The organism is Microbispora sp. NPDC088329 (assembly GCF_040685655.1).
GTDB lineage: Bacteria > Actinomycetota > Actinomycetes > Streptosporangiales > Streptosporangiaceae > Microbispora.
Window position 1 is genome coordinate 528,932 of the sequence record NZ_JBFBIP010000003.1, and the last position, 21,774, is coordinate 550,705.

17 protein-coding genes, 1 pseudogene and 1 riboswitch are annotated in these 21,774 nt (G+C 72.1%); of the genes and pseudogenes, 7 read left to right on the top strand and 11 right to left on the bottom strand.

Annotated elements, in window-relative coordinates; all coding sequences use genetic code 11:
- Positions 1–24: 24 nt before the first annotated feature.
- Positions 25–230: riboswitch (cobalamin riboswitch) on the top strand.
- 27 nt (positions 231–257) lie between these two features.
- Both AB0O28_RS09845 and AB0O28_RS09850 read left to right on the top strand, forming a co-directional pair.
- Complete coding sequence (locus AB0O28_RS09845; protein WP_363410733.1) at positions 258–470, top strand: CbtB domain-containing protein; 213 nt, start codon at positions 258–260, stop codon at positions 468–470.
- Positions 471–480: 10 nt separating this feature from the next.
- Positions 481–1,236, top strand: coding sequence for a CbtA family protein (locus AB0O28_RS09850; RefSeq protein ID WP_363638251.1), 756 nt, complete (start codon positions 481–483; stop codon positions 1,234–1,236).
- 10 nt (positions 1,237–1,246) lie between these two features.
- Here AB0O28_RS09850 and AB0O28_RS09855 read toward each other — a convergent pair whose 3' ends face one another.
- Positions 1,247–2,092, bottom strand: coding sequence for an NAD-dependent protein deacetylase (locus AB0O28_RS09855; RefSeq protein WP_363638253.1), 846 nt, complete (start codon positions 2,090–2,092; stop codon positions 1,247–1,249).
- A gap of 30 nt (positions 2,093–2,122) precedes the next feature.
- Positions 2,123–2,680, bottom strand: a complete 558-nt coding sequence (locus tag AB0O28_RS09860; protein ID WP_363638255.1) for a YceI family protein — start codon at positions 2,678–2,680, stop codon at positions 2,123–2,125.
- 84 nt (positions 2,681–2,764) lie between these two features.
- Here AB0O28_RS09860 and tsaA point away from each other — a divergent pair, with 84 nt between their 5' ends.
- The gene (gene tsaA / locus AB0O28_RS09865; protein ID WP_363638257.1) at positions 2,765–3,196 is read left to right on the top strand and encodes a tRNA (N6-threonylcarbamoyladenosine(37)-N6)-methyltransferase TrmO; all 432 of its coding nucleotides are present in this window, start codon (positions 2,765–2,767) and stop codon (positions 3,194–3,196) included.
- Positions 3,197–4,088: 892 nt separating this feature from the next.
- Entirely contained in the window at positions 4,089–5,420 is a 1,332-nt protein-coding gene (locus AB0O28_RS09870; RefSeq protein ID WP_363638259.1) for a glycoside hydrolase, read from the top strand.
- Between the two features lie 73 nt (positions 5,421–5,493).
- Here AB0O28_RS09870 and AB0O28_RS09875 read toward each other — a convergent pair whose 3' ends face one another.
- Entirely contained in the window at positions 5,494–6,366 is an 873-nt protein-coding gene (locus AB0O28_RS09875; RefSeq protein ID WP_363638261.1) for a universal stress protein, read from the bottom strand.
- A 260-nt stretch (positions 6,367–6,626) separates the two neighbouring features.
- On the opposite strand from AB0O28_RS09875, the gene AB0O28_RS09880 reads away from it, so the two are divergent.
- Entirely contained in the window at positions 6,627–7,325 is a 699-nt protein-coding gene (locus AB0O28_RS09880; RefSeq protein ID WP_363638263.1) for a CBS domain-containing protein, read from the top strand.
- An 863-nt stretch (positions 7,326–8,188) separates the two neighbouring features.
- On the opposite strand, the pseudogene AB0O28_RS09885 reads toward AB0O28_RS09880, so the two are convergent.
- The 7 genes and pseudogenes from AB0O28_RS09885 to AB0O28_RS09915 all read right to left on the bottom strand — a co-directional run.
- Positions 8,189–9,517 (bottom strand): annotated as a pseudogene (locus tag AB0O28_RS09885) (BTAD domain-containing putative transcriptional regulator); the annotation flags it as partial.
- Positions 9,518–9,586: 69 nt separating this feature from the next.
- Entirely contained in the window at positions 9,587–11,743 is a 2,157-nt protein-coding gene (locus AB0O28_RS09890) for a peptidase domain-containing ABC transporter (protein WP_363638265.1), read from the bottom strand.
- Positions 11,740–12,786, bottom strand: a complete 1,047-nt coding sequence (locus AB0O28_RS09895; protein WP_363638267.1) for a TIGR04500 family putative peptide maturation system protein — start codon at positions 12,784–12,786, stop codon at positions 11,740–11,742. The genes AB0O28_RS09890 and AB0O28_RS09895 overlap by 4 nt, the downstream gene beginning before the upstream one ends.
- Positions 12,776–13,783: an MvdC/MvdD family ATP grasp protein gene (locus AB0O28_RS09900; RefSeq protein WP_363638269.1), complete on the bottom strand. Its 1,008-nt coding sequence runs from the start codon at positions 13,781–13,783 to the stop codon at positions 12,776–12,778. The genes AB0O28_RS09895 and AB0O28_RS09900 overlap by 11 nt, the downstream gene beginning before the upstream one ends.
- Before the next feature lie 108 nt (positions 13,784–13,891).
- Complete coding sequence (locus AB0O28_RS09905; protein ID WP_363638271.1) at positions 13,892–14,077, bottom strand: hypothetical protein; 186 nt, start codon at positions 14,075–14,077, stop codon at positions 13,892–13,894.
- Between the two features lie 102 nt (positions 14,078–14,179).
- Positions 14,180–17,455: a BREX system ATP-binding domain-containing protein gene (locus tag AB0O28_RS09910; RefSeq protein ID WP_363638273.1), complete on the bottom strand. Its 3,276-nt coding sequence runs from the start codon at positions 17,453–17,455 to the stop codon at positions 14,180–14,182.
- Positions 17,456–17,572: 117 nt separating this feature from the next.
- Positions 17,573–19,069 (bottom strand): alpha-N-arabinofuranosidase, encoded by a 1,497-nt coding sequence (locus tag AB0O28_RS09915; RefSeq protein WP_363638275.1) that lies wholly within the window; start codon positions 19,067–19,069, stop codon positions 17,573–17,575.
- A 250-nt stretch (positions 19,070–19,319) separates the two neighbouring features.
- Here AB0O28_RS09915 and AB0O28_RS09920 point away from each other — a divergent pair, with 250 nt between their 5' ends.
- Together AB0O28_RS09920 and AB0O28_RS09925 are read left to right on the top strand one after the other, a co-directional pair.
- A complete protein-coding gene (locus tag AB0O28_RS09920; RefSeq protein ID WP_363638277.1) occupies positions 19,320–20,120 on the top strand; it encodes a glycerophosphodiester phosphodiesterase family protein in 801 nt (266 codons plus the stop codon).
- Between the two features lie 71 nt (positions 20,121–20,191).
- On the top strand, positions 20,192–21,070 hold the full coding sequence (locus AB0O28_RS09925) for a hypothetical protein (protein ID WP_363638279.1): 879 nt from the start codon (positions 20,192–20,194) through the stop codon (positions 21,068–21,070).
- Positions 21,071–21,118: 48 nt separating this feature from the next.
- Here the strand turns inward: AB0O28_RS09925 and AB0O28_RS09930 are convergent, their stop codons facing one another.
- Positions 21,119–21,748, bottom strand: coding sequence for an MBL fold metallo-hydrolase (locus AB0O28_RS09930; RefSeq protein WP_363638281.1), 630 nt, complete (start codon positions 21,746–21,748; stop codon positions 21,119–21,121).
- Between the last annotated feature and the right edge of the window lie 26 nt (positions 21,749–21,774).

Here is a 21,774-nt window from a genome sequence, read left to right on the forward strand (position 1 = left end):
AGGTCACGAGTATGGACCACGGCTTGACGTACTTTTGCAGACGGTGCACGCTCTAGGGGACAATTACAGACAGAGGCGACGGTGTGCAGGAACCTGGTGCGAATCCAGGACGGTCCCGCCACTGTGACCGGGGAGTGTCCCCCGCTTGTGACCACGGCCGAGACGGCTGGAAGGTCGGGCGACACGATGACCCGGGAGTCAGGACACTGACCCGTTGTCCTCCATCACCGGGGCGAGGCACCCCGTGAGGAGAAATCATGGCTCAGCCGGCCATTCCCGTATCCCGGCCCCTGCCGGTCACCATCCCCGTGCGCGAGATCCTGCCCTGGGCGGTCTTCGCCGCCGTGGTCGGGCTCATCCTGATCTACTTCGTCGGCGCGGAGCAGGGCGCCACCCACCTCATCAGCGGGCACACCGTGCACGAGTTCGTGCACGACGGCCGCCACCTCCTCGGCTTCCCCTGCCACTGAGGCCCGCCGGATGCCCACCATGCGCTCCCTGCTGGTGCGCGGCATGCTCGTCGGCCTCGTGGCCGCGCTGCTCGCGTACGTCGTGGCCTGGTTCGCCGGCGAACCCCAAGTCGCCGCCGCCATCTCGCTCGAGGAGGCCAAGGCCGCCGCGACAGGGGAGGCACACGAACACGAACTCGTCAGCCGGACCGTCCAGGAGACCGCCGGCCTCCTGACCGCCCTGCTCGTCTACGGCGCCGCACTCGGCGGCTTCTTCTCCATCGCGTACGCCGTGGCCCACGGACGCCTCGGCGCCCTCGGCGCCCGCGCCACGGCCCTCGTCGTCGCGGCCGCCGGATTCGTCGTCGTGTACGTGACCCCCATCCTGAAGTACCCGCCCAATCCCCCGGCCGTCGGCAACCCCGACACCATCGGCCGCAGAACCGCGCTGTACTTCACGATGATCCTGGTCGCGCTGCTGGCCGCCGCGGTCGCGACGTACGCGGGCCGCGCCCTGTCGCCCCGGCTGGGCGGCTGGAACGCGACCCTCGCGGGCATCGTCGTCTACGCCGTCCTCGTGGGCGTCTCGTACGCCCTGCTGCCTTCGATCAACGAGGTGTCCGGCGACTTCCCCGCCGACACCCTCTGGTGGTTCAGGGTGTCGTCGTTCGGCGTCCAGTTCGCCCTGTGGGCCGCCATCGGACTGCTGTTCGGCGGCCTCACCGAGCGTTCCCTGCGTCAGGGCGTCCGTGCCGAGGCACGACTGCGTCCGGCCGGAACAGCCTGACTCCTCTCAACTAGCGGAGGGCCTCCAGGAGAGAGGTGAGGGCCGGTCCGAGGGGGGCGTCGAAGGTCATCAGCGCCTCGCCGTCGCCCCGGGTCGGCCCCTGATTGATTATCGCGACGGGGATCGAGCGGGCGGCGGCGCGCCGGACGAACCGGTATCCGGACATGACGGTCAACGAGGATCCCAGGACGAGCAGCAGACCGGCCCGCTCGGTCAGCGCGTAGCACTCCTCGACCCGTGACGGCGGCACGTTCTCGCCGAAGAACACCACGTCGGGTTTGAGCACGCCGCCGCAGCCCTCGCAGTCCACCGTGCGGAACGTCTCGATCTCGTCCACCGCCAGAACGGCGTCGCCGTCCGGATTGATCATCTCCGAACGGGCCCGCCAGCCGGAGTTGGCCGCGCGCAGCCTTCGGTCGAGCGCGTACCGCGAGGTGCGGTGCCCGCAGGCCAGGCAGCGCACCCGATGCAGGCTGCCGTGCAGTTCGACGACCCCGTGCGCACCCGCCGCCTGGTGCAGACCGTCCACGTTCTGCGTGATGATCCCGGCGACCAGGCCGCGGCGCTGCAGTTCGGCCACCGCGCGATGCCCGGTGTTCGGCGCGGCGTCCACGATGTGACGCCATCCCAGGTGGCTGCGCGCCCAGTAGCGCCTGCGGGCGGCCGCGCTGTTCACGAAGGTCTGGTAGGTCATCGGGTCGGCCCTGCGCCTGCGGCCGGTCTCCCCCCGGTAGTCCGGGATCCCGGACTCGGTCGACAGGCCGGCCCCGCTGAGGACCACCACCTCGCCGTCGGCCACGAGATCGGCCAGCAAGCCCCACCGCTCGGCAATTCCCGCGTCGCGCACCACAGTCACGCATCCATGGTGCCCGAAGCATCACACATGTCAGCCCCGCCCCTCCCCCAGCCGTACGTCGAAGATGACCTCGACCTCGTCGCGCAGCTTGAGCGCGCCGAAGAACGCGGAGTAGGGGCGGATGCCCCACTCGGACTGCACGACCGTCGCCCGGCCGCGCGCTCGTCCGTCCGCGAACGCCCCGTCCACCGTGACCGGCCGAGTGGCGCCCATGATTGTCAGCTCGCCCTCCACGCGGAACGCCTCGGGTTCGCCCACGACCCGGGTCGACCGGAACGTGACCAGCGGGTGCTGATCCGCTTTGAGGACCTTGTCACGCATGTTCTTCTCGATGTCGACGCGATCGGAGTCGGTGAGCGGCTTGACCCCGCCCGTGCCTTCCCGGACCCGCATCGAGGCCACCTCGGCCTCCACCGCCACCCGGCAGCCCGCCAGGTCGTCCGGCGCCACCACCGCCTCGCCCCGCCACCGGGTGACCTCGATCGTGAGGTCATGCCCGGCCTTGGCGCCCAGCCCGGCCCGGCCGGTGAGGACCAGGAGCCGGCCGGACCTCGGCCCCAACGCGTACGTGCCCGCCTCGACGTCCATTTCGTGGGCATTCCCGCGGAACGGTCCGGAGATGTCGGCACCGGATGACATCGTGGTGATCCATCGTCAGGAAGGAAACGGATCATGAGCGAGCCCGAGGCGTTCACCGAGACATTCACCGTGCGGCCCGTCGGCGTCGTACAGTCCGTGCTGACCGACCGTGCCGAGGCGCCGCGGCAGGGGCGCGAGGGCGCGCCGGACGCCTGGCTGGAAATCGACACGGCCGTCGCGGAGGCCCTCGACGGGGTGACGGCGGGCGACGAGATGCTCCTCCTCACCTGGTTCCACCAGGCCGATCGCCAAACCCTGCGGGTCCATCCGCGCGGGGAGACGAGCAATCCGGTGGCCGGCGTGTTCGCCACGCGCTCCCCGGACCGCCCCAACCCGATCGGCCTGCACCGGGTCACGGTCCTGGAGATCGACCCGGCGAGGGGCCTGCGGGTGCGGCCGCTGGAAGCCATCGACGGCACTCCTGTGCTCGACATCAAGCCCGTGCTGGACGAGGCCGAGCGGTGACAACCGGCCGAGCTCCTTTACTATGTAGATTTCCCTGACACTCTGAGCCCCGCCGGTTACGGGGTCCCCCTACGCCTGGCATGGGCCGGCTGGTAGATGAAGGCCCAGCGGCCGGGGCAGGCGCCCCCTTCCCATGAATGCGATCGGCGTTTGTGTAAAGGGCGGGTGCGCGACTCGGCACGAAGCTCACAGGCGATCGACGCATACAGAATTCGAGGACGCGGGCTTTCGCGCCGGGCGGCAAGGAGAGGCGCATGGGCCGGCGAACGCACCGAAACGACCCCATGAGCGTCCGCCGCCCGGCTTCGCCCAGCCGGCCCGGCGTGTGACCTATTACCGGTAATCGATCAGAAACTTTCGGACTGAGGCCGATGTTTCGGGCCGGATTTCAGGCCTGCCACTAACAGTCGGCAAGAGCGTCCGCGCAGCAGCCGGGAACACGCGCTCCCGGAAGGGGTATCCAGGACACTACAGCGCGTTTTCCCAGGCAGAGCCGTCGATACTTCAGCCTTCACACGGCTGGGGCCAGCCGAGGCAAGCGGAGCCCTCCACGAGGACGTCCGTCGCCGGGCCGACAGGCGCAGCGCGCGACCCGCGTTGGGCGAGCGGGTTCCCACCCCCTCGGACCGGAGGAGCGGCCTGAAATTTTCGCCAATCCGGCCCGACGTATTGAGCCGGACTATCCGGCGTGCTATCACTATGGGTGTTCCCATTCAGTGCGATTTGCGGCCCTGCCGAACTTCGGGGTTTGCCGGGCGATCTCAGGTCTGCGCACGATTCCCACCTCAATCATCAGCCGCGATTGTTAGCGCTATCAATGCGATGCCTGTTCGGGCACCAAGAGCTCCCCCGACAACCGAACACCGGAGTAGCCATGCGTAGACATCTGATCTTGGCTTCACTGCTCGTCGTTCCACTGATCTGGCAGGCGCAGCCGGCGACCGCGTCGGCGGTCGCCATCGACATCGACAACAGCGCCAAGTACCAGAAGATCGACGGCTTCGGCGTCTCCACTGCGTTCCGTCGCAATGAGCTGATCAAAGCCCTGCCGGAGGACAAGCAGCGGGAGATCCTCGACCTGTGGTTCAGCCGCGAGAAGGGTGCCGGGCTCAGCCTCCTCCGGCTCGGCATCGGAGCGAGGCCGGCGGGTGTCCCGTACGACCAGATGGTCTCGATCCAGCCAGAAGACCCGGGCGGCCCGGCCGCGCCGCCCAAGTACGTCTGGGACGGCGACGACAACAGCCAGGTCTGGATGGCGAAGGCGGCCCGGAGATACGGGGTCGAGCGCTTCTTCGCCGACGCCTGGAGCGCCCCCGGCTACATGAAGGACAACGGCGACGCGAGGAACGGCGGCACGCTGCTGCCGGAGTGGCAGCAGGCCTACGCGAACTACCTCGTGCAGTACGCGAAGTTCTACAAGCAGGAAGGAATCAAGATCACCGACTTGGGCTTCACGAACGAGCCCGACTGGACGGCCCCCTACGAGTCCATGCGCTTCACTCCTGAACAGGCCGCCCAGTTCGTCAAGGTGCTCGGCCCGGCGGCCACGGCCGCGCACGTGAGTCTGGTGTGCTGCGACTCGTTCGGCTGGGACCAGGCCAAGGCGTACACGGAGGCGATCGAGGCCGACCCCGAGGCGAGGCGCTGGGTGAAGGTCCACACTGGGCACTCCTACGCCAGTCCCCCGACCTCCCCACTGCCGACAGGCCGGAACACCTGGATGTCGGAGTGGGGCCCCAGCGGCAACACCTGGGACGAGAACTGGGACGACGGCAGCGGCCAGGACGGCATGACGATCGCGCAGGCCGTCCACGACGCGCTCACGCTCGGCAACGCCTCCGCCTACATCTACTGGCTGGGGGTTTCGAGCGGCGCCACCAGGGCGTTCATCAGCGTTGACACCACGAACAACACCTACCGGGTGTCCAAGCGCCTGTGGGCGATGGCCGCTTACAGCCGGTTCATCCGGCCCGGTGCGGTGCGGATCGGGGCGTCGGCCTCCGACCCCGCGCTGAAGGTCTCCGCGTTCCGCAACGCCGACGGCTCCCGCGTCATCGAGATCCTCAACACGGGCACGGGCCCCGTCACCTGGGACACGATCAAGGGGCATGGCCGGGCGAGGGCGTACGTGACCGACGAGAACAACGCGGTGGTCCCCATCGCACTGCGGGGCAAGAGCGTGACGATCGCGCCGCGCGCCCTGACCACGATCGTCCTGGGCTGACCCGTCCCGCATCGCCGAACGAGGGCCGCTCCCGCGCTCCGGCGCCGGTGGGGCCCTCGGCTGGTCCGCGCCTTCAGCTCTCGCCGTCGCGGGGCCTTACGACCGCGACGGGGCAGTGTGCGCGGTGCAGCACGGCATGGCTGACCGAGCCGAGGAGCGCGCCGCGTACGTTGCCGAGCCCCCGGGACCCGACGACCACGAGGTCGGCGACGAGCGAGGCGTCGGCCAGCGCCGGAACCGGGTGGCCGCAGACCGCCGTCTCGACGAGCGGGACGTCCGGGTGCTTGTCGCGCCATGGCGCGAGCCGCAGCCGCGCCGCCCGCGACTCGCTGTCGTAGATCTCGTCGAGCGCCGCGCCGTACCCGACGGCGAAAGGCGACGAGAGCACCGGCATCTCCCAGGCGTACACCGCGTGCACCCGCCCGCGCCGCGCTCTGGCCTCCTCGAAGGCGAACTCCAGGGCGGCCTCCGAGTGGGGCGACCCGTCGAAGCCGACGACGACCTCGTGGTACTCGTCCCGGTGCGGTTTGCGCACCACCACGACGGGGACCTCCGCGTGACCGGCCAGCCCGAGACCGACCGACCCGAGGATCAGGCCCGAGAAACCCCCCATCCCCCGGCTGCCGACCACGAGGGCGCCGGCATCGGCCGACCCCGCACGCAACGCCTCGACGACCGTCCCCTCGGAGAGCTCCGTCGTCACCTCCACGCCGGGGGCGATCTCGCGGGCGCGGGCGGCGGCCGCGGCGAGCACACCCTCACAGAACTCGCTGTAGGACTGGGCGAAGCCCTCCACGGCATGGAACGGGTACTCGTGCGCCCACGGCTCGCGCACATGGACGATTCTCAGGCCGTCTCCCCGGCGCCGCGCGTCGTCCGCCGCCCATTCCAGCGCCGCCGTCGCGGGCTTCGATCCGTCCACGGCGACGACGATCTGTCCGGCCATGTGCTTTTCCTCCTGTGCTGAAGCGGTTCGCGGACGCGCGAGGGTCGATGCTCCCGCCCACCATCGCATCGTGTCCGCTGCCCGCCGCGCAGCAGACCAAAGTCCTCAGGCGCCGGGACTTCCGCCCGCCCGGCGCCGCCTGGCCGGGTGCGGACGACCCTGGGACCTTCGGCCCTGCCCCGGATCCCGGCCCCGGGGATGGGATGGAAAGCGCGGGCCGCTCCCCCAGAAGGCGCCCCACGAGCCGGAAGGAGGCCGACATGCACATAAAGGTGCAGGACGTCATGACCACGGACGTCGCGTCCGTCCACGCCGGCACGCCGTTCAGGGACATCGCCGAGCTGCTGATCGCCCGCGCCGTGGGCGCCGTTCCCGTAGTGGACGGGGACCGGCGTGTGATCGGCGTCGTGTCCGAGGCCGATCTGCTGCGCAGGGAGGAGTTCAGGGAGCAGTACTACCACGAGGGCTACCGGCCGCCGCTGCGCGCGCGGTTGCGCGCCCGCCTCGGACAGCAGGGCGGGGCGCGGGCCAAGGCGGCCGGCGAGACGGCCGCCGCCCTGATGACCTCCCCCGCCGTCACCGTCACCGCCGGAACGACCACGGTCGCGGCGGCCCGCCTGATGGACGAGCACGGGGTCGAACGGCTGCCCGTCGTGGACGCCGAGGGCCGGCTGCGGGGCATCGTCAGCCGGCACGACCTGATCAAGACGTTCATACGGGCCGACGACGACATCGAGCGGGAGGTGCGCGTGGAGATCCTCGGCCGGAGCCTGCGGGCCGACACCTCCGGGGTCGGCGTCCACGTCCATCAGGGCGTCGTGACGCTCATCGGCCAGATGGACCGGCGCGGCGACGCGCGCACGGCCGTACGGATGACACGCCGGGTCAGCGGGGTCGTCGACGTCGTGGACGAGCTGCGGTGGAAGGAGGACGACGCCACCACGTGGAGCGGCGGGTGAACGGGTTCCCCCGCGTCCTCCCCTGCGTCGAGAAGCGCTCGGGCACGCCGTGACAGCAGGTCGGCGTGGGTCAGGGGATCGCCGCCGAACGCGGCGTGGGCCGCGACGGCCCGGCCCCACCAGGCGGCGGCCTCGGCGTGATCGAGGCTCAGGCTCGCCTGCTCGGCGGCCGCTCGCGCCCAGTGCACGGCCTCGCGGTGGGCACGGCGTCCGGCCTTGACCGCGTGCCGGGCGATGACGGCCACGTCGGCGCCGGGGCGGGAGGACAGGGAGACCATCACGGCGTGGTGGATCTCGGCCTGGCGCGACGGCGGGATGTCGCCGAGGATCGTCTCCCTGAGCAGACCGTAGGCGAAGGCCATGCGGCCGGCCCGGGGAACGATCACCCCGTCCTGCGCCGCCAGGTCCAGCGCCTCGCAGGCGGAATCGCCCGCGATCTCGGTGATCAGCGCGGGATCGAAGTCCTGCCCGATAAGGGCGGCGATCCGCAGTACGTCGCCGGTCCGCGGCCCCAGCCCGGCGATGCGCTGACGGATCGACTCCGACACCGCATCCGGAAGCGTGTCCTGCGTCTGGTTCCGCGTGCGAGCGCCCAGGACCTCACGCAGGAAGAGAGGGTTCCCCCCGGTGCGTTCGACCAGCCGGTGCGCGGTCCGCTCGTCCACCGGCGTCCCCAGATCGGCCGCGAGCGCCCGCACCGCCTCGGTTCCCAGACCGCCGAGGTGGACGCGGGCCAGGTCGTACGAGGCCAGGCCGCCCAGAAGGTCGTGCACGGCGCTCCGATGCGGTGAGGCGCCGCGCACAGCGGTGACGACGGTGATGGGAGGAGGGCCGCCGGGCACGGCACGGGCGAGTACGAAGACGTCCTTGAGCATCTCGAGCGACGCCGGGCCGGCGCGGTGCAGGTCGTCGAGGACGATCACGAGGGGCTGCTCACGTGCGGCGGTGACCAGCCACTGGGCGACCGCCCGGCTGCGGCGCGAGGATGCCCCGTGCCCGGATCCCGGATGCGACCGGTCGCCGAGGAGACACTCCAGCATGGAGGGGTCGGGCGGCGGGCAGCGTCGCCGCAACTCCTCCGGCACCCGCCTCCACAGCCGCGGCGTGCTGGCGTCGCAGCCGTCCCACAGCACCAGACGCCCGCGCCGGGCGCAGTGGTCGCGGAAGGCCGTGAGCAGGGACGTCTTCCCGATGCCCGGCTCCCCGTCGACCACAGCGGCGGCCGGGCCGTCGTTGTCCAGCAGCCTCGTCAGCTCCGCCAGTTGCCTCTCCCGTCCACGCAGGGGCCGCCGCCGCACCGGTTCCGCGCCGGAAGAGTCCGCACCGAGGGACACCGCGCTGAGAGACGCCGCGCTGAAGGACTCGGCGCTGAAGGACTCGGCGCTGAAAGGGGCGTGTTCGAGAGAGCCGGCCTGCCGCAGGATGTCGGTCTCGAGCGCGCGCACCCGCGTGCCGTGGCGCGTCCCCGGCCGAGCGTCCAGGAGCCTTCCGGCGCGGCGCAGGACCGCCAGCGCCTCGGCCTGCCTGCCGGTGCGGTACAAGGCGAGCGCCAGCAGGCACCAGAGCCCTTCCCTGAGCGGGTTCGCCTCCGTCTCCCCTTCCAGGTCGGGGATCACCGCCCGCGCCCGGCCCATGTCCAGCAGCGTCTGGGCACGCCGTTCCACCGCCACCGCGCGCCGGTCCCACAAGCGCGTCACCTCGGCGGCGGCCCACGGCTCGTCGCAGAACTCGCCGTACGGGAAACCCCGCCACAGGCCCAGCGCCTCGTCGAGCAGGGGCAGCGCCTCGCCCGGCGTGCGGCCGTCCGCGCGGTCCATCAGTTCACCGAAGCGCAGGGCGTCCACGTCCGTCGTCGCCAGCGCGTACCCCTGGGGCCGTGCCACCAGCAGTCGCGGCGGCGTCCACGGAGCACGACCCGGCTCGACGGCGCGGCGCAGGTTCGACACGTACGACTGCAGGGTCGTCCGCGCGCGCGCCGGGGGCGCGCCGCGGAACACGTCGTCGATCAGCTCGCCGAGCGGTACGACCGCACCGTTCGCCGCGAGCAGCCTCGCCAGCAGCGTCCGCTGGCGACGCCCGCCGAGGCCGACGGGCACATCACCACCGTCGCGGACCTCCACCGGCCCGAGAACGCGGAACCGCATCGCGCCCGCGGCTGCGCAGCTCGTCGTGGAATGGTCGGGGGTGCGCATGTACGTCCTTAAGGTGAGGGTGTTTCTTCACCCCCCACCCAACAAGGACGGACTTGCGGATCATTGGCATCACACTTGGCGACCGCCTGGAGCGGCCGCGGTGACGCCGGGCGCCTGGTGCTGGTAGCGGACCAGATCGGCGTAGTGACCGCCGTGGGCCATCAGCCGATCGTGGGTGCCGGCCTCGACCAGACGGCCCCGGTTGAGCACGACGATGAGGTCGGCGTCGCGGATGGTCGACAGCCGGTGGGCGATGACGATCTGGGTCTGCCCGAGCCGCAGCAGGTTGCGGCGGATGCGTTCTTCTGTGACCGCGTCGAGGCTGGCGGTCGGCTCGTCCAGCAGCAGGATCCGGGGGCGGCGGGCGAGCGCGCGGGCCAGGGCGATGCGCTGGCGCTGCCCGCCGGACAGGCGCGCCCCGCCCTCGCCGATGTCGGTGTCGTACCCTTGGGGAAGCCGCACGATCTCGTCGTGGATCTCGGCCATGCGGGCGGCGTGCTCGACCGCGTACCTGTTCAGGCCGGAGAATCCGGCGATGTTGTGCATGATCGTGCCGGCGAACAGATGCGGCTGCTGGGTGACCACGCCCACCTGCCCGCGCAGCCACCGCAGGTCGAGCTCCTCCAGCGGGACCCCGTCGAAGCGGACCTGCCCGGCCGACGGCTCCACCAGCCCCACCAGAACCCGGCCGAGGGTGGTCTTGCCGGACCCGGACGCGCCGACGATCGCGACCCGCGCGCCGGGCGGGATGTGCAGGGAGACGTCCCGCAGCACCGGCGTGCGGGCGTCGTAGCCGGTGCTGATCCCGGTGACGGTGATCCCGCCGCGCAGCCCGCCGTTCAGCCGGACGCCGCCGGCGCGTTCCGGCTCAGCGCTTATCAGGTCGGCGATCCGCCCGATGTGCGCGGCCGCGAGCTGGAGCTGGTAGACGATGCCGAGCAACGACGCAAGCGGCGTGGTGGCCGAGACCGCGAGGGACACCAGGGCGAGCTGGTCCCCCAGCGTCGCGCCGTCGCCCGAGGTGGCGAACACGGCGACGAGCAGCCCCAGATCGAGCGCCAGCCCCAGCGCGTTGCTCGCGGCCTGTACTCCGGCCACATGCCGGTTCCGGGCCGCCCCGGTGGTCAGCTCCTCGTCGTGGTGTCCGCGCCAGCGAGCGACGGCGGCCGCCTCGCCGCCGGCGGCCTTGATCGCCTCGATGCCGGTGAGGCTGTCCACCAGAGCGGACTGGGTCGCCGCGTTCGCGTGCACCGCGGCGAGGGCCAGATGGTGTCCGCGACCGGCCGTGGCCAGCACGACGACGGCCTGGGCGACGGCGGCCGCGAGCGTCAGCACCGCGAGCCCGGGCGAGGCCACCAAGAGCAGCGTCAGGTACGTCACGGCGGTGAACAGGTCGAACAGGAAGGTCAGCGACTGCTCGGTGAGCAGGTCGCGGAGCATCGCCACCCCGCTGAGCCGGCTCAGCAGGTCGCCCTTGGACCGCTGCTGGAAGAAGCGGTACGGCAGGGCCAGCGTGTGGCCGACGAGCGTGCGCATGATCTCGGCCGCGACCGAGGTCTGCAGCTTGATCAACGTCCAGGCACGGGTCCACGTGATCAGCGCGTGCACGACGACGACGACGCAGGCGGCCGCCGCGAGCGCCGTCACGTCCACCTCCACCGGCCGGTCCACCACGATCTTGGTGAACAGCGGTACGGCCAGGCCGAGGGCCTGCGTGGCGAGCGAGGCCAGCAGGACGGCGGCGACCAGTCTCCGGTTCGCCAGCGCGGGGGCGACCAGCGGGCGCAGCACCCGCCACGGCCGGGACCTGACGGCGGGCGTGAGCCCTGCGGGAGCGTCGGCGAGCAGCACCGTGCCGGAGTAGCCGGCACTGAACTGCCGCTGTGACAGCCGTCGCCGCCCCCGCGCCGGGTCGAGGACGGCGACGCCGTGCGGCGTCACCCGCTCGACCACCACGAAGTGGTTGTTCTCCCACACGGCGATGAACGGCGTGGGCAGCTTCGCGACGGTCTCGATCGGGGCGCGGCAGGCACGCAGCCGGAGCCCGAAGCGGGCCCCGCCCTGGATCATCTCGCGCAGGCTGACCCCGTCGACGCCCTCGGGGAGGTGCTCGCGCACCTCCCCGAGGCTGGTGCGGCGCCCGAGCGCGCCGAGCACCATGGCGAGGCAGGCCGCGCCGCACTCGCTGCGGGTGAGTTGCATCCGCAGCGGCACTCGCCTGCTCACAGCCAGAACCACCTGATCTCGGAGGTGCGCCGCCGCTCGTCCAGCCATGCCTGGAACGCCGCGTCCCGCGCCGCGTCGAGCACCTCGGGGGCCTCCGGGTCCGGCGGGACGACCTCGTACACGACCCCGGCCAGGTGACCTCCGTCGTAGGCGACCGGCCCGGCCGCCGTTCCCGCGGGGACGTCGTGCAGGGGCTCCGGCAGCCGGGGAGTGACGGCCGCGGCGGCCTCCAGGCGCAGGCCTGCCCCATCGCCGGGCGACAGCAGGGCGGCCGTGACCCGGCTCGCGAACTCGCTCACCGGCCCGTCGAGCAGGGCCCGCAGCGGCTCAGGGCGCGGCCCGGTCACCCACGCGGCCCGTCGTACGGTGAACCGCTGCGGGTGCTCGGCGAGGTAACGGCGGGCCGGGTCGCCCGAGAAGCGCTCGCGGATCCGGGCGACGCGCGCCTGCATCTTGGCGTGCCCCCAGAACCCCTTCTCGGAGATGCCGTTCTGGGCGAGCCAGTCCAGGGTCTGCTCGCGGGTGGTGAGCCCGAGCCGCCTGCGGAAGTCGTCGGCGGCCCGCCGCATCTCGTCGTCGGTCACCGGGCGCGGGTCGTCCTCCATCTCGTTCATGAGGATGCGGTGGTCCACCAACTGCTCGTGCACCCGCGGGTCGCGGACGCCGAGGGAACGGATCGCCGACAGCGCGACCCCGATCGACAGCCCGACCCCGTCGACGCTCAGGATGTTCGCGGCGGCCCAGTGGCTGGAGTGGTCGACCAGCCAGGGAATGCCGTCGTCCACCTGGGCCGACAACGCGACGGAGCCGCCTTCGGGGTGCTCCAGGAGGAGGTCGTAGCCGACGCGGGCCGTCCCGGGTGTCTCGTCGACCACGAGCTGGGCGCGCAGCCACGGCCGCTCGGCCGCCCAGTCCCGCACGCTCCGGTGCGCGTCGTTCACGGTCTCGGGGGTGGCGGGCAGGCCACGCAGAAGCGCGACCGCGTCGACGAGGTCGTTCGCGAAGGCGGCCGGGAGGGGAAGCGTGCTCTGGTCAGCGGGCATCGGTGGATTCCTTGAAGTCGGGGCGGAGGGTGGCGTCGGCGAGCCAGTCGGCGATCGCGTCACTGATCGGCAGGCCGCTGAGCAGCTCGATGAACCCCCACTGGCCGTTCACGTTGACTTCCAGGAAGACGTACCGGCCGTCCGGCGTCACGATGAAGTCCAGCGCGGCGAAGGTGAGGCCGAGCCCGGCGACCAGCCGGGCGCAACGCTCGGCCACGTCCGGCGGCAGATCGTAGGCGGAATAGATCACCTTGGGGTCGTCGTGGTGCCGCCAGTCGACGGCGGTCATCCGTGACACCTGGGAGTCGATGCGGGCGGCGAACACCCGCTCGCCGACGACCGTCACCCGCAGCTCGTACGCCTTGGGCACGTTGGGCTGCAGAATCGCCGGGGCGTGACGGAGCCGGTGCCGTCCGGACAGCCACCGCCGGGTCACCTGAGTGGTGTAGAGGTGACGGGCCTCGTCGTCAAGTGAGAAAGGGAGGTAGTCGAGCGTCTTGGTGATCAGTTTGCCGCCGGCTCGGTTCCAGGCAGGGACGAGCTCGTCCGGGTCGTTCGTCACCACGGTCTCCGTCACGGTGAAGCCGAGTTCGGTGGCACGGTGCAGGTGCAGCAGCTTGTTGTCGATCGCCAGGGCGTGCTGCGGCGGCGCCGGCATCCACCGCGCCCCCGTCATGAGGTCGTAGGCCCCGCGGAGCGCCAGCTTGGCGACGTGCTCGGCGAACTCGCGCTGCGACGACTCCCGCACGTCCGGCGCCGCCGGCTTGCCGGGGCGGCGGTGCCAGACCGCGGTGACCTCGGACAGGTCCTGCGTCTTTCCCCGGTAGGTGAGCGTCTGCCGCCAGCGGCCGTCGGCATAGCGGGTGGTGAGGGCCGAGGCCCCGGGGTAGTCGGCCTCGTCCCACCACAGCAGCGGCACGCCGCGCTTCTCCAGCTTCGGCAGCACCATGTGAACCGAGTCGTCGCGGGCACTACTGATGATCAATAACACGGTCACGTGCTCCTTCGCCATAACGCGATGGGAGCCGGCGCCCGCGGACGCCGGCTCCCCGCTGTTCACAGTCGGGATCCGGTGGCGGTCACCGCGGCCGGATCACCGCGGTGATCAGGTGTTCCAGCAGTCCTTCGTCTGGCTGGCGGTGCAGAGGAAGCCGGTGCCGGGCTTGAGGTCCGCCGTGATCACGCTGCCGTCGTCCAGCACGATGTCGATACCGGCGACGGCGTCCAGGTCCGCCCCGGAGAGCTCGGAGACGCCCGCGGGGAGGTCTTCGATCTTGAGAATGTCACGCATGACATACCCCCAGTTGGTTGTACCGGGCCGCGCCCTGCGGCCCTGCGTCCATCCTGGAGATCACTGTCTGGGGTTTTCTTGGGCCCTCTTGGCCCGCCTTGGTCAGTCTTGGTCCCGCTGTTCTTGGTCCCGCTGTTCTTGGTCCCGCTGTGCGAGCGCCCGGTCCCGCCACCACGTCAGCCCGTTCTCGCCCGCCAGCCGCGCCACCAGTTCGAGGTGCCGCCGCGTGGCGCCCGCGTCGCCCAGGGCGTCGGCGAGCAGTGCCAGGTACCAGTCGACGGGCCCCACGCACATCACCCCGGACCAGGCGGAGACACGCCCGCTGTAGGGCAGCAGCGTCGAATAGCTCAGCCGGCAGGCGGCACCGTCTCCGAGCGCCGCCTGCGCCGCCGCCTGGAGGCAGCTCGCGTGCAGCCACGACCATTCCTTGAGCGGCGCCTGCCGGCCGTCGCGTGCGAGCAGCCGCGCGTCGCCGGTCCTGCCCTGCGCGCACAGCAGCAGAATCCGGGCGTCCCTGCCCATCAAGGGATGGAAGACGGCGGCGGCCTCGACGGCCTCCCCCGCATCGGCCATGGTGCCCTCGTGGTAGTGCACCATCACACGTCCCAGGGCGATGAGGCCGTGGGCGTGCCACATGTCGATCCGCTCCGCGTGGCGCTCGGCCTCGTCGTACATCTCGACCGCGTCGCCGAACCTGCCGTCCAGGGTCAGCCGTACGGCCCGCCACATGGCGTGCTGGAAGCGGGGCCACGGGAGCGGCAGCCGCTCCAGAATCGCGTCGCAGCGGGCGGCGGCCTCGTCCGCGCCCCTGACATCGAAGGTCTCCAGCCGCGCGTTGGTGTACAGCTGCTGCGCGAGCAGCTCGTACCCGGGCGACTCCGCTTTCAGCGCCAGCGCGTGCAGTTCGTCGGTGACGTCCCGCAGTTCGCCGACGTGGAGCGGCTGGGGCAGGGCCAGGTGCCGCGCGTTGAGCATTCCCATGAGCAGGTGCGGGTCGCCCAGGCGGCGGGCCATCCGTACGGCCTCGGCCGACAGGGAGTCGCAGAGCGGGTTGCCGCTCCCGTCGTACAGTTCCTGCGCGAGGCCGCCCAGCAGGCGAGCGCGTTCGGGGCTGTCCGCCTGCGGCAACGTCCGCAGGCAGGTTTCGAAGCGGTGGACGAGTCTCAGCTCCACCGCCACGTAGGGGTCGCGAAGCGGCCATTTCGCGGGCACGTCGAGCGCGGTCAGCGCCCGGGCGGTCAGCTCCGGCCCCGCCCCGGCCCGGTCGGCGGCGCGTACGGCTTCGGCTCTCGCGTCGCGGGCCCTCACCAGGTCTCCGGCGTCGAGCAGGGCGCGGACCTGGCGGAGCAGGAGTTCCACATGGTCCATCAGATCGCCCGAGCAGGCGCCGTGGGCGTCGATCGCCCGGCTCCACCAGAAGGCCGCCTCGTCGAAGGCCATGCGCAGGCTCGCCTGCTCGGCCGCCGCGCGGGCCCAGCGCACCGCCTCGCGATAGGCCGCCGGGCCGGCCTCGACCGCGTGATGCGCGATCGCGGCCACGTCACTGCCGGGGCGGGAGGCCAGCGAGGCCATCACGTCGCGGTGGAGGGCCGCCTTGCGCAGCGGCGGGATGTCCGCGAGAAGGGTCTCCCGCACCAGGTCGTGGACGAAGGCCATCCGCTTGTCCCGCTCGACGACCAGACCCGCCTGCGCCGCGCGATCCAGCGGCTCGTAGACGTCCGTACGGCCGGCCTCCGCGACGACCGCGGGGTCGAAGGCCCGGCCGATCACCGCGGCGATCTTCAGGGCCTCGCCGGTCTCCGGCGGGAGTGCGGCGATCCGCCGGCGGACCACGTCCGCCACCCCCTCGGGAAGCGCGTCCAGCGCCCGGCCCTGGGCGAGCAGGCGCACACTCTCGCGGACGAAGAACGGGTTCCCGCCGGTGCGCGAGGCCAGCCGGCCGGCCGTGGGCTCGTCGAGGTCCGTGCCCATCCCGGCCGCGATGGCGCGTACGGCGTCGGTCCCCAGGCCGGTGAGGCGGACGCGGAGCAGCTCGTACCGCGTGACGCGCCCGAGCAGTTCGTCCACGGTGAGGCCGCTCGTGCTCCTGGAGGGCACACCGGCGAACGCCGCGTCGCGGAAGGCCGTCACCAGGGTGAGCGGCGCCGGTTCCGGCGCGGCCTCGGTGCACATCACCACGTCCCTGAGCAGTTCGAGCGTGGCGGGGTCGGCCCAGTGCAGGTCGTCCAGGACGATCAGCATCGGCCGGGCGCGCGCGGCCCCGGCGAGCCATTCGGCGACGGCCTTGTTGCGCCGCAGCCGCGCCGCGTCGCCGGACCCGGCGGGCGCCTCCTCGTCCAGGAGCCCGGCCAGCGCCGGCAGGTCGGGCGGGGGGCAGACGAGGGCCAGCGCGTTCAGCACCTGGAGCCACGGCCACAGCGGCGGCGCCCCCTGGGCTTCGTGGCAGCCCCCGCTGAGAACGAGGTATCCCAGGTCGTCGCAGTGCCGCCGCAGCGCGTCGAGCAGGAACGTCTTGCCGATCCCCGGCTCGCCCGTCACCGCGCCGATCGCCACCCGGCCGTGGTCCGCCCGTTCCAGCAGCGTCTTCAGTTCCGCCAGCTCCCGCTGCCTGCCGACGGCGACGGGGACGGCCGGACGGGCCGAGCCGGCCTGCTCGAGGATGTCGTGCTCCAGCGCCCGCAGTTCGGGCCCGGGGTCGAGGCCGAGCCGCCCGAGCGCGTCCCTGGCCCGGCCTATCGCGGACAGGGCTTCGGCGTGCCGGCCGGCGTGCGAGAGCGCGGTGGCGAGCAGCGACCACAGGCTCTCCCGCAGCGGATGGTCCGCCGTCTCGGTCGTGAGAGCGTCGATCGCCGCCTGCGGACGGCCGAGATCCAGCAGCGCCCGCGCGCGCCGCTCCACCGCGATCAGGCGCAGTTCGCCCAGCCGGTTGGCCTCGGCGACCGCCCAGGGCTCACCGGCGAACTCCCCGTACGGCGCACCGCGCCACAACCCGAGAGCCTCGTCGAGCCGGACCAGCGCCTCCCCGGGCGTGCCCGGCTCCGCCGCCCCAACCAGTTCGGCGAAGCGGATCGCGTCGACGTTCCTCGTGGCGAGGACGTACCCGGGCGGCCTGGACAGCAGGAGCCGGGCGGGGGTGCGCGGCCCCCGGCCCGGCTCGATGACGCGGCGGAGATTGGAGATATAGGCGTGCAGCGTGGCCCGCGCCCCCTGGGAAGGCGTGTCGCCGTACAGGTCGTCGATCAGCGTCTCGGTGGCGACGACGGTGCCCCGCGCGGCCAGGAGCCTGGCCAGGACGGAGCGGGGGCGCTGCCCCCCCACGTCGACGGGACGGCCGTCGCCGCCGCGCACCTCGACGGGGCCGAGAACCCGGAACTCCACCTCTGCTCCCCACCCGTGTGGACGTGGCCGCTGCCCCAAACAGGCGGCACAGGACAGCCAACGAGTGTAGGGCGGGTGCCTCGGCCCGTGATCACGCGCTCGGGCGCCGGGCGGGTGTCAGGCCCCCGACAGCCGGATCACGTTCCAGGAGACCGGCGGCAGCACGATCCGCAGCGGGTCTGCGCCGTGGCCGGTGTTGGGACGGGGCGCCACCCGATCGGGGTCGTCGGCCGTGTTCCTGGCGTACACGTCCTCGTGGGTGAGCGTCGTCGCCTCGGCGATCCGCACGGCTCCGAGCGCCCGCGCGTCGAGCTCCAGCTCCACCGGCTCGGTCGACGACCTGTTCACCGCGAACACCGTCGTGTCCGTCTCGTCACGCGTGGCGACCGCGTGCACCACGGGCACCCGGCCGAACTCGGCGGTCTCGTACGACGGGCAGACGGGGTCGACCCGCACGACCTCGCCCCTGGCGTACCGCGCCGCCTGCGCGAACGGGTGGAAGGTCGTCTGCCGCCAGGCCCGGCCGCCGGGCTCGGTCATGATGGGCGCGATCACGTTCACGAGCTGGGCCAGGCAGGCCGCCGCGACCCGGTCGCTGTGCCGCAGCAGCGTGATGATCAGGCTGCCGAGCGCCACGGCGTCGGCGAGGTGGTAGTGGTCCTCCAGCAGCGGCGGCGCGACCGGCCAGTCCGGCGGGGGCGGGGCCGCCTGGTGGCGGCTGAGATACCAGATGTTCCACTCGTCGAAGGAGACGGAGATCTTCTTGGCGGAGCCGAGCCTCGCCCCCACCTGGTCGGCCGTGGACACGACCGTGGAGATGAAGTGCTCCATGTCGGTGGCGCAGGCCAGGAAACCGCCGAGGTCGCCGTCCTTCTCCTCGTAGTAGGCGTGGCAGGAGATGAGGTCGACCAGGTCGTAGGTCTCCTCCAGGACGGTCTCCTCCCACGTGCCGAAGGTCGGCATGGAGGATCCGGAGCTGCCGCAGGCCACCAGTTCGAGGCCCGGATCGACCATGCGCATCGCGCGGGCGGTCTCCGCGGCGAGTCTGCCGTACTCACGTGCGGTCTTGTGCCCGATCTGCCAGGGGCCGTCCATCTCGTTGCCCAGGCACCACATGCGGATGTCGTGCGGCTGCTTGGCGCCGTTGGCGACCCGCAGGTCCGACAGCGCGGTGCCGGACGGGATGTTGCAGTATTCGAGCAGGTCGAGGGCTTCCTGAACGCCGCGCGTGCCGAGGTTGACCGCCATCATCGGCTCCAGCCCGGCCAGGCGGGACCACCGGACGAACTCGTCGACCCCGATCTCGTTGGTCTCCGTGCTGTGCCAGGCCAGGTCGAGCCGCCGGGGCCGCCGCTCGCGCGGGCCGACGCCGTCCTCCCAGCGGTAGCCGGAGACGAAGTTGCCGCCGGGATAGCGCACGGTGGTCACGCCGAGCTCGCGGGTGAGCGCGAGCACGTCGCCGCGGAAGCCCTCCTCGTCCGCCGTGGGATGGCCGGGCTCGTAGATTCCCGTGTAGACGCAGCGGCCGAGGTGCTCGACGAACGTGCCGAACGTGCGGGGCCGTACGGGAGCCACCCGATGGGCGGGGTCGATGGTCAGCTGTGCCTGAAGCACGAAGGAACTCCTTAGTCAGGCGGCAGGTCTCGCGGGCCGATTGTTAGCGTTCGCATTGGCTCTGGTCAAGGCCTCGTTCCGGAGAACCCGGCCCATTGACAGCGCCGCTGTTATCGTTAACAGTTCTGGCACCGGCCGGTGAGCGTGCAGGACCACTCCGGTGGCCGCCGTCCGGCCGTTTCTTGATCTCCCGATGACCGTGCCAATACGATGCCGCGCTGATACACAGTCCGTCTCGGGGGGTTGGACGATGAGGATCACGACCGCTCTGTGCGCGGCGACGGCCGTCCTCGCCGCGGGCGCGACGGTGGGCGCGGCACCGGCCACGGCGTCCGGAATGAGCGCGCTGCCGCGCTGCCCGCTGGTGTTCGGGCACGGGGGTTACCCCGAGGGCGCGAACGGCTGGGCGAAGGACCAGATGCGCCAGCCCAACAACGTGCGGGGGCTCGCCGACCAGAAGTCCTGGGGAGCCGACGGCGTCGAGGCCGACGTCCAGCTCACCAAGGAGGGGACCAAGGCCGTGATGTGGCACAACAGCACCACTCACGGGCTGACCGGCACGCAGCAGAAACTCACCGGCATCTGGTGGACGTACGGCGCGGGGAACCTGGCCGGCCGCCGCGTCATCCGGGGTCCCTACCGGGGCGAGCGGGTCTACTCGCTGCGGCAGTGGCTCGACCACGCGCGCTCCCTGGGGCTGGTCGCGCTCCTGGAGATCAAACCCGAGACCAAGCCCGTCCTCACGAATCCGAAGTTCGCGGCGCGGGGCTGGAAGGAGATCTCCGGCCCGATCGGGGAACGCCGGGGGAAGCAGCGGATCATGGTCTACTCCAACGACCCCTGGATCCAGAGCGAGCTGGCCAAGCGCCACCCTGACCTGCTGAAGGGGTCCGCCGGCCGGTGGACCGACAGCGTCCACTGGACCGAGCCGGCTGCCTCGTGGAAGGGCAATGTGTCCCAGTGGCAGGCTGTGCTCGACCAGTCGCCGGGCAGTGTCATGACGAACTATCCCAAGGAATACCGCGCCTGGCTGCGGGGCAAGTGCCGCTGAGGGAGTGTCCGACATCCCGCCGGGGGCATGCTCTCGGTCAAGGAACCTCTCGTGAGGCGGGAGCCCGCATCGTGACTGGCGGCGTGACTGGCGGCGTGACCAACGGCCGGGCAGGACTGGCCCGGTGGGCGCCCGCCGTGCTGGCCGCGCTCGGCCTGCTGGCGGGCGCGTGCGGATCCGGCCCGCAGACCCCGGAGCGGAGCGGCCCGGGAAGCGGCCCGGCGAGCGTCTCAGGAAGTGGCGGAGACGCCGGCCCGGGAATCAGCCCCGCGATCAGCCCGGTGGTGGGCCCGGAAAGCGGTCCGGTGGCCACCCCCGCCCCCTCGGGCTCTCTCGTCGCGGGCCACTACCAGCCGCTGTGGCCCTTCGCGGACGAGAAACAGGTGCGGGACTGGCAGGAGGGCTACCGCTCGGGCGGCCACCAGCCCTGGCATCTGGACGCCGAACAGACCGCGCTCGCCTTCACCCAGGGCTTCCTGGGCTTCACCGGCGTCGACCAGGTGGTCACGCGCACGGTCACCGGCGCGCACGCCCGGGTCTCCGTCGGCATCCGCGGCGAGGGCGGCGGGCGGCCGGGCATCGCCGCCGTCGTCCACCTGGTCAGGTTCGGCACCGGACCGGACGCCCCGTGGGAGGTGGTGGGCACCGACGACACCACCTTCTCCCTCACCACCCCCCGGTACGGCGCGCTCGTGTCCTCGCCCGTCACGGTGGGCGGCAGGATCACCGGCGTGGACGAGAGCATCCGCGTGCGGGTGCGCGGCACCGGGAGCGCCGGCCCACTCGGCGAGCGCTGCTGCGTCTCGGCCGGAGGGGACGACGTCCCCTGGTCCGCCACGGTGACCTTCCGCGCGGCCGCGGGCCGCACGCTCACCCTCGTCGCGAGCACCGGCGGCCACGTGGCCGAGGTGGAGCGCTTCACCGTCACCGGCGTCCGGGTCGCGGGATGAGCCACGGCGGGCGGGGCGGCGGCTCGGGGGGCGTCGGCTCCGGGGGCGTCAGTGGCCCCGGCGGATCCACTCGTCGAGGTGCGGCGCCTCCGCGCCGATCGTCGTGCTGTCGCCGTGACCGGTGTGGACGACGGTCTCGGGCGGCAGGACGAGCAGACGGTCGCGGATCGAATCGATGATCACGCCGAAGTCGGAGAACGAGCGACCGGTCGCGCCGGGGCCGCCCTGGAACAGGGTGTCGCCCGTGAAGACGACGCCCAGGCCTGGCGCATGGAAGCAGCAGGCGCCCGGAGCGTGCCCGGGAGTGTGGAGCACTTCGAGGCGGGTTCCGGCGACCTCGACGACCTGCCCGTCGGACAGCGTGCCGCCGGGCTCGCGGCCGGGGTGGGTGAGCCGCCAGACCGGCAGGTCGGCCGGGTGCAGCAGGACGGGCGCCCCGGTGGCCTCCGCGAGCTCCGGCGCGACCCTCACGTGGTCGTCGTGGGCGTGGGTGGCGAGGATCGCCACGACGCGCCGTCCCGCGATCACGTCCGTGATCGCCTTGACGTCATGGGGCGCGTCGAACACCACGCACTCGGCGTCGTCACCGAGCACCCACACGTTGTTGTCGACGTCGAAGGTCTGGCCGTCCAGGCTGAAGGTGCCCGACGTGACGGCATGGTCGATACGGGCACTCACTTGAAGATCACCACCGAGCGGAACAT

Excerpts from the sequence above, each read along its gene's own strand:
- AB0O28_RS09850 (WP_363638251.1), top strand. The coding sequence starts at position 481 with ATGCCCACCATGCGCTCCCTGCTGGTGCGCGGCATGCTCGTCGGCCTC.
- tsaA (WP_363638257.1), top strand. The coding sequence starts at position 2,765 with ATGAGCGAGCCCGAGGCGTTCACCGAGACATTCACCGTGCGGCCCGTC.
- AB0O28_RS09895 (WP_363638267.1), bottom strand. The coding sequence starts at position 12,786 with ATGCCCGCTGACCAGAGCACGCTTCCCCTCCCGGCCGCCTTCGCGAAC.
- AB0O28_RS09905 (WP_363638271.1), bottom strand. The coding sequence starts at position 14,077 with ATGCGTGACATTCTCAAGATCGAAGACCTCCCCGCGGGCGTCTCCGAG.
- AB0O28_RS09875 (WP_363638261.1), bottom strand. The coding sequence starts at position 6,366 with ATGGCCGGACAGATCGTCGTCGCCGTGGACGGATCGAAGCCCGCGACG.
- AB0O28_RS09860 (WP_363638255.1), bottom strand. The coding sequence starts at position 2,680 with ATGGACGTCGAGGCGGGCACGTACGCGTTGGGGCCGAGGTCCGGCCGG.
- AB0O28_RS09920 (WP_363638277.1), top strand. The coding sequence starts at position 19,320 with ATGAGGATCACGACCGCTCTGTGCGCGGCGACGGCCGTCCTCGCCGCG.
- AB0O28_RS09845 (WP_363410733.1), top strand. The coding sequence starts at position 258 with ATGGCTCAGCCGGCCATTCCCGTATCCCGGCCCCTGCCGGTCACCATC.
- AB0O28_RS09880 (WP_363638263.1), top strand. The coding sequence starts at position 6,627 with ATGCACATAAAGGTGCAGGACGTCATGACCACGGACGTCGCGTCCGTC.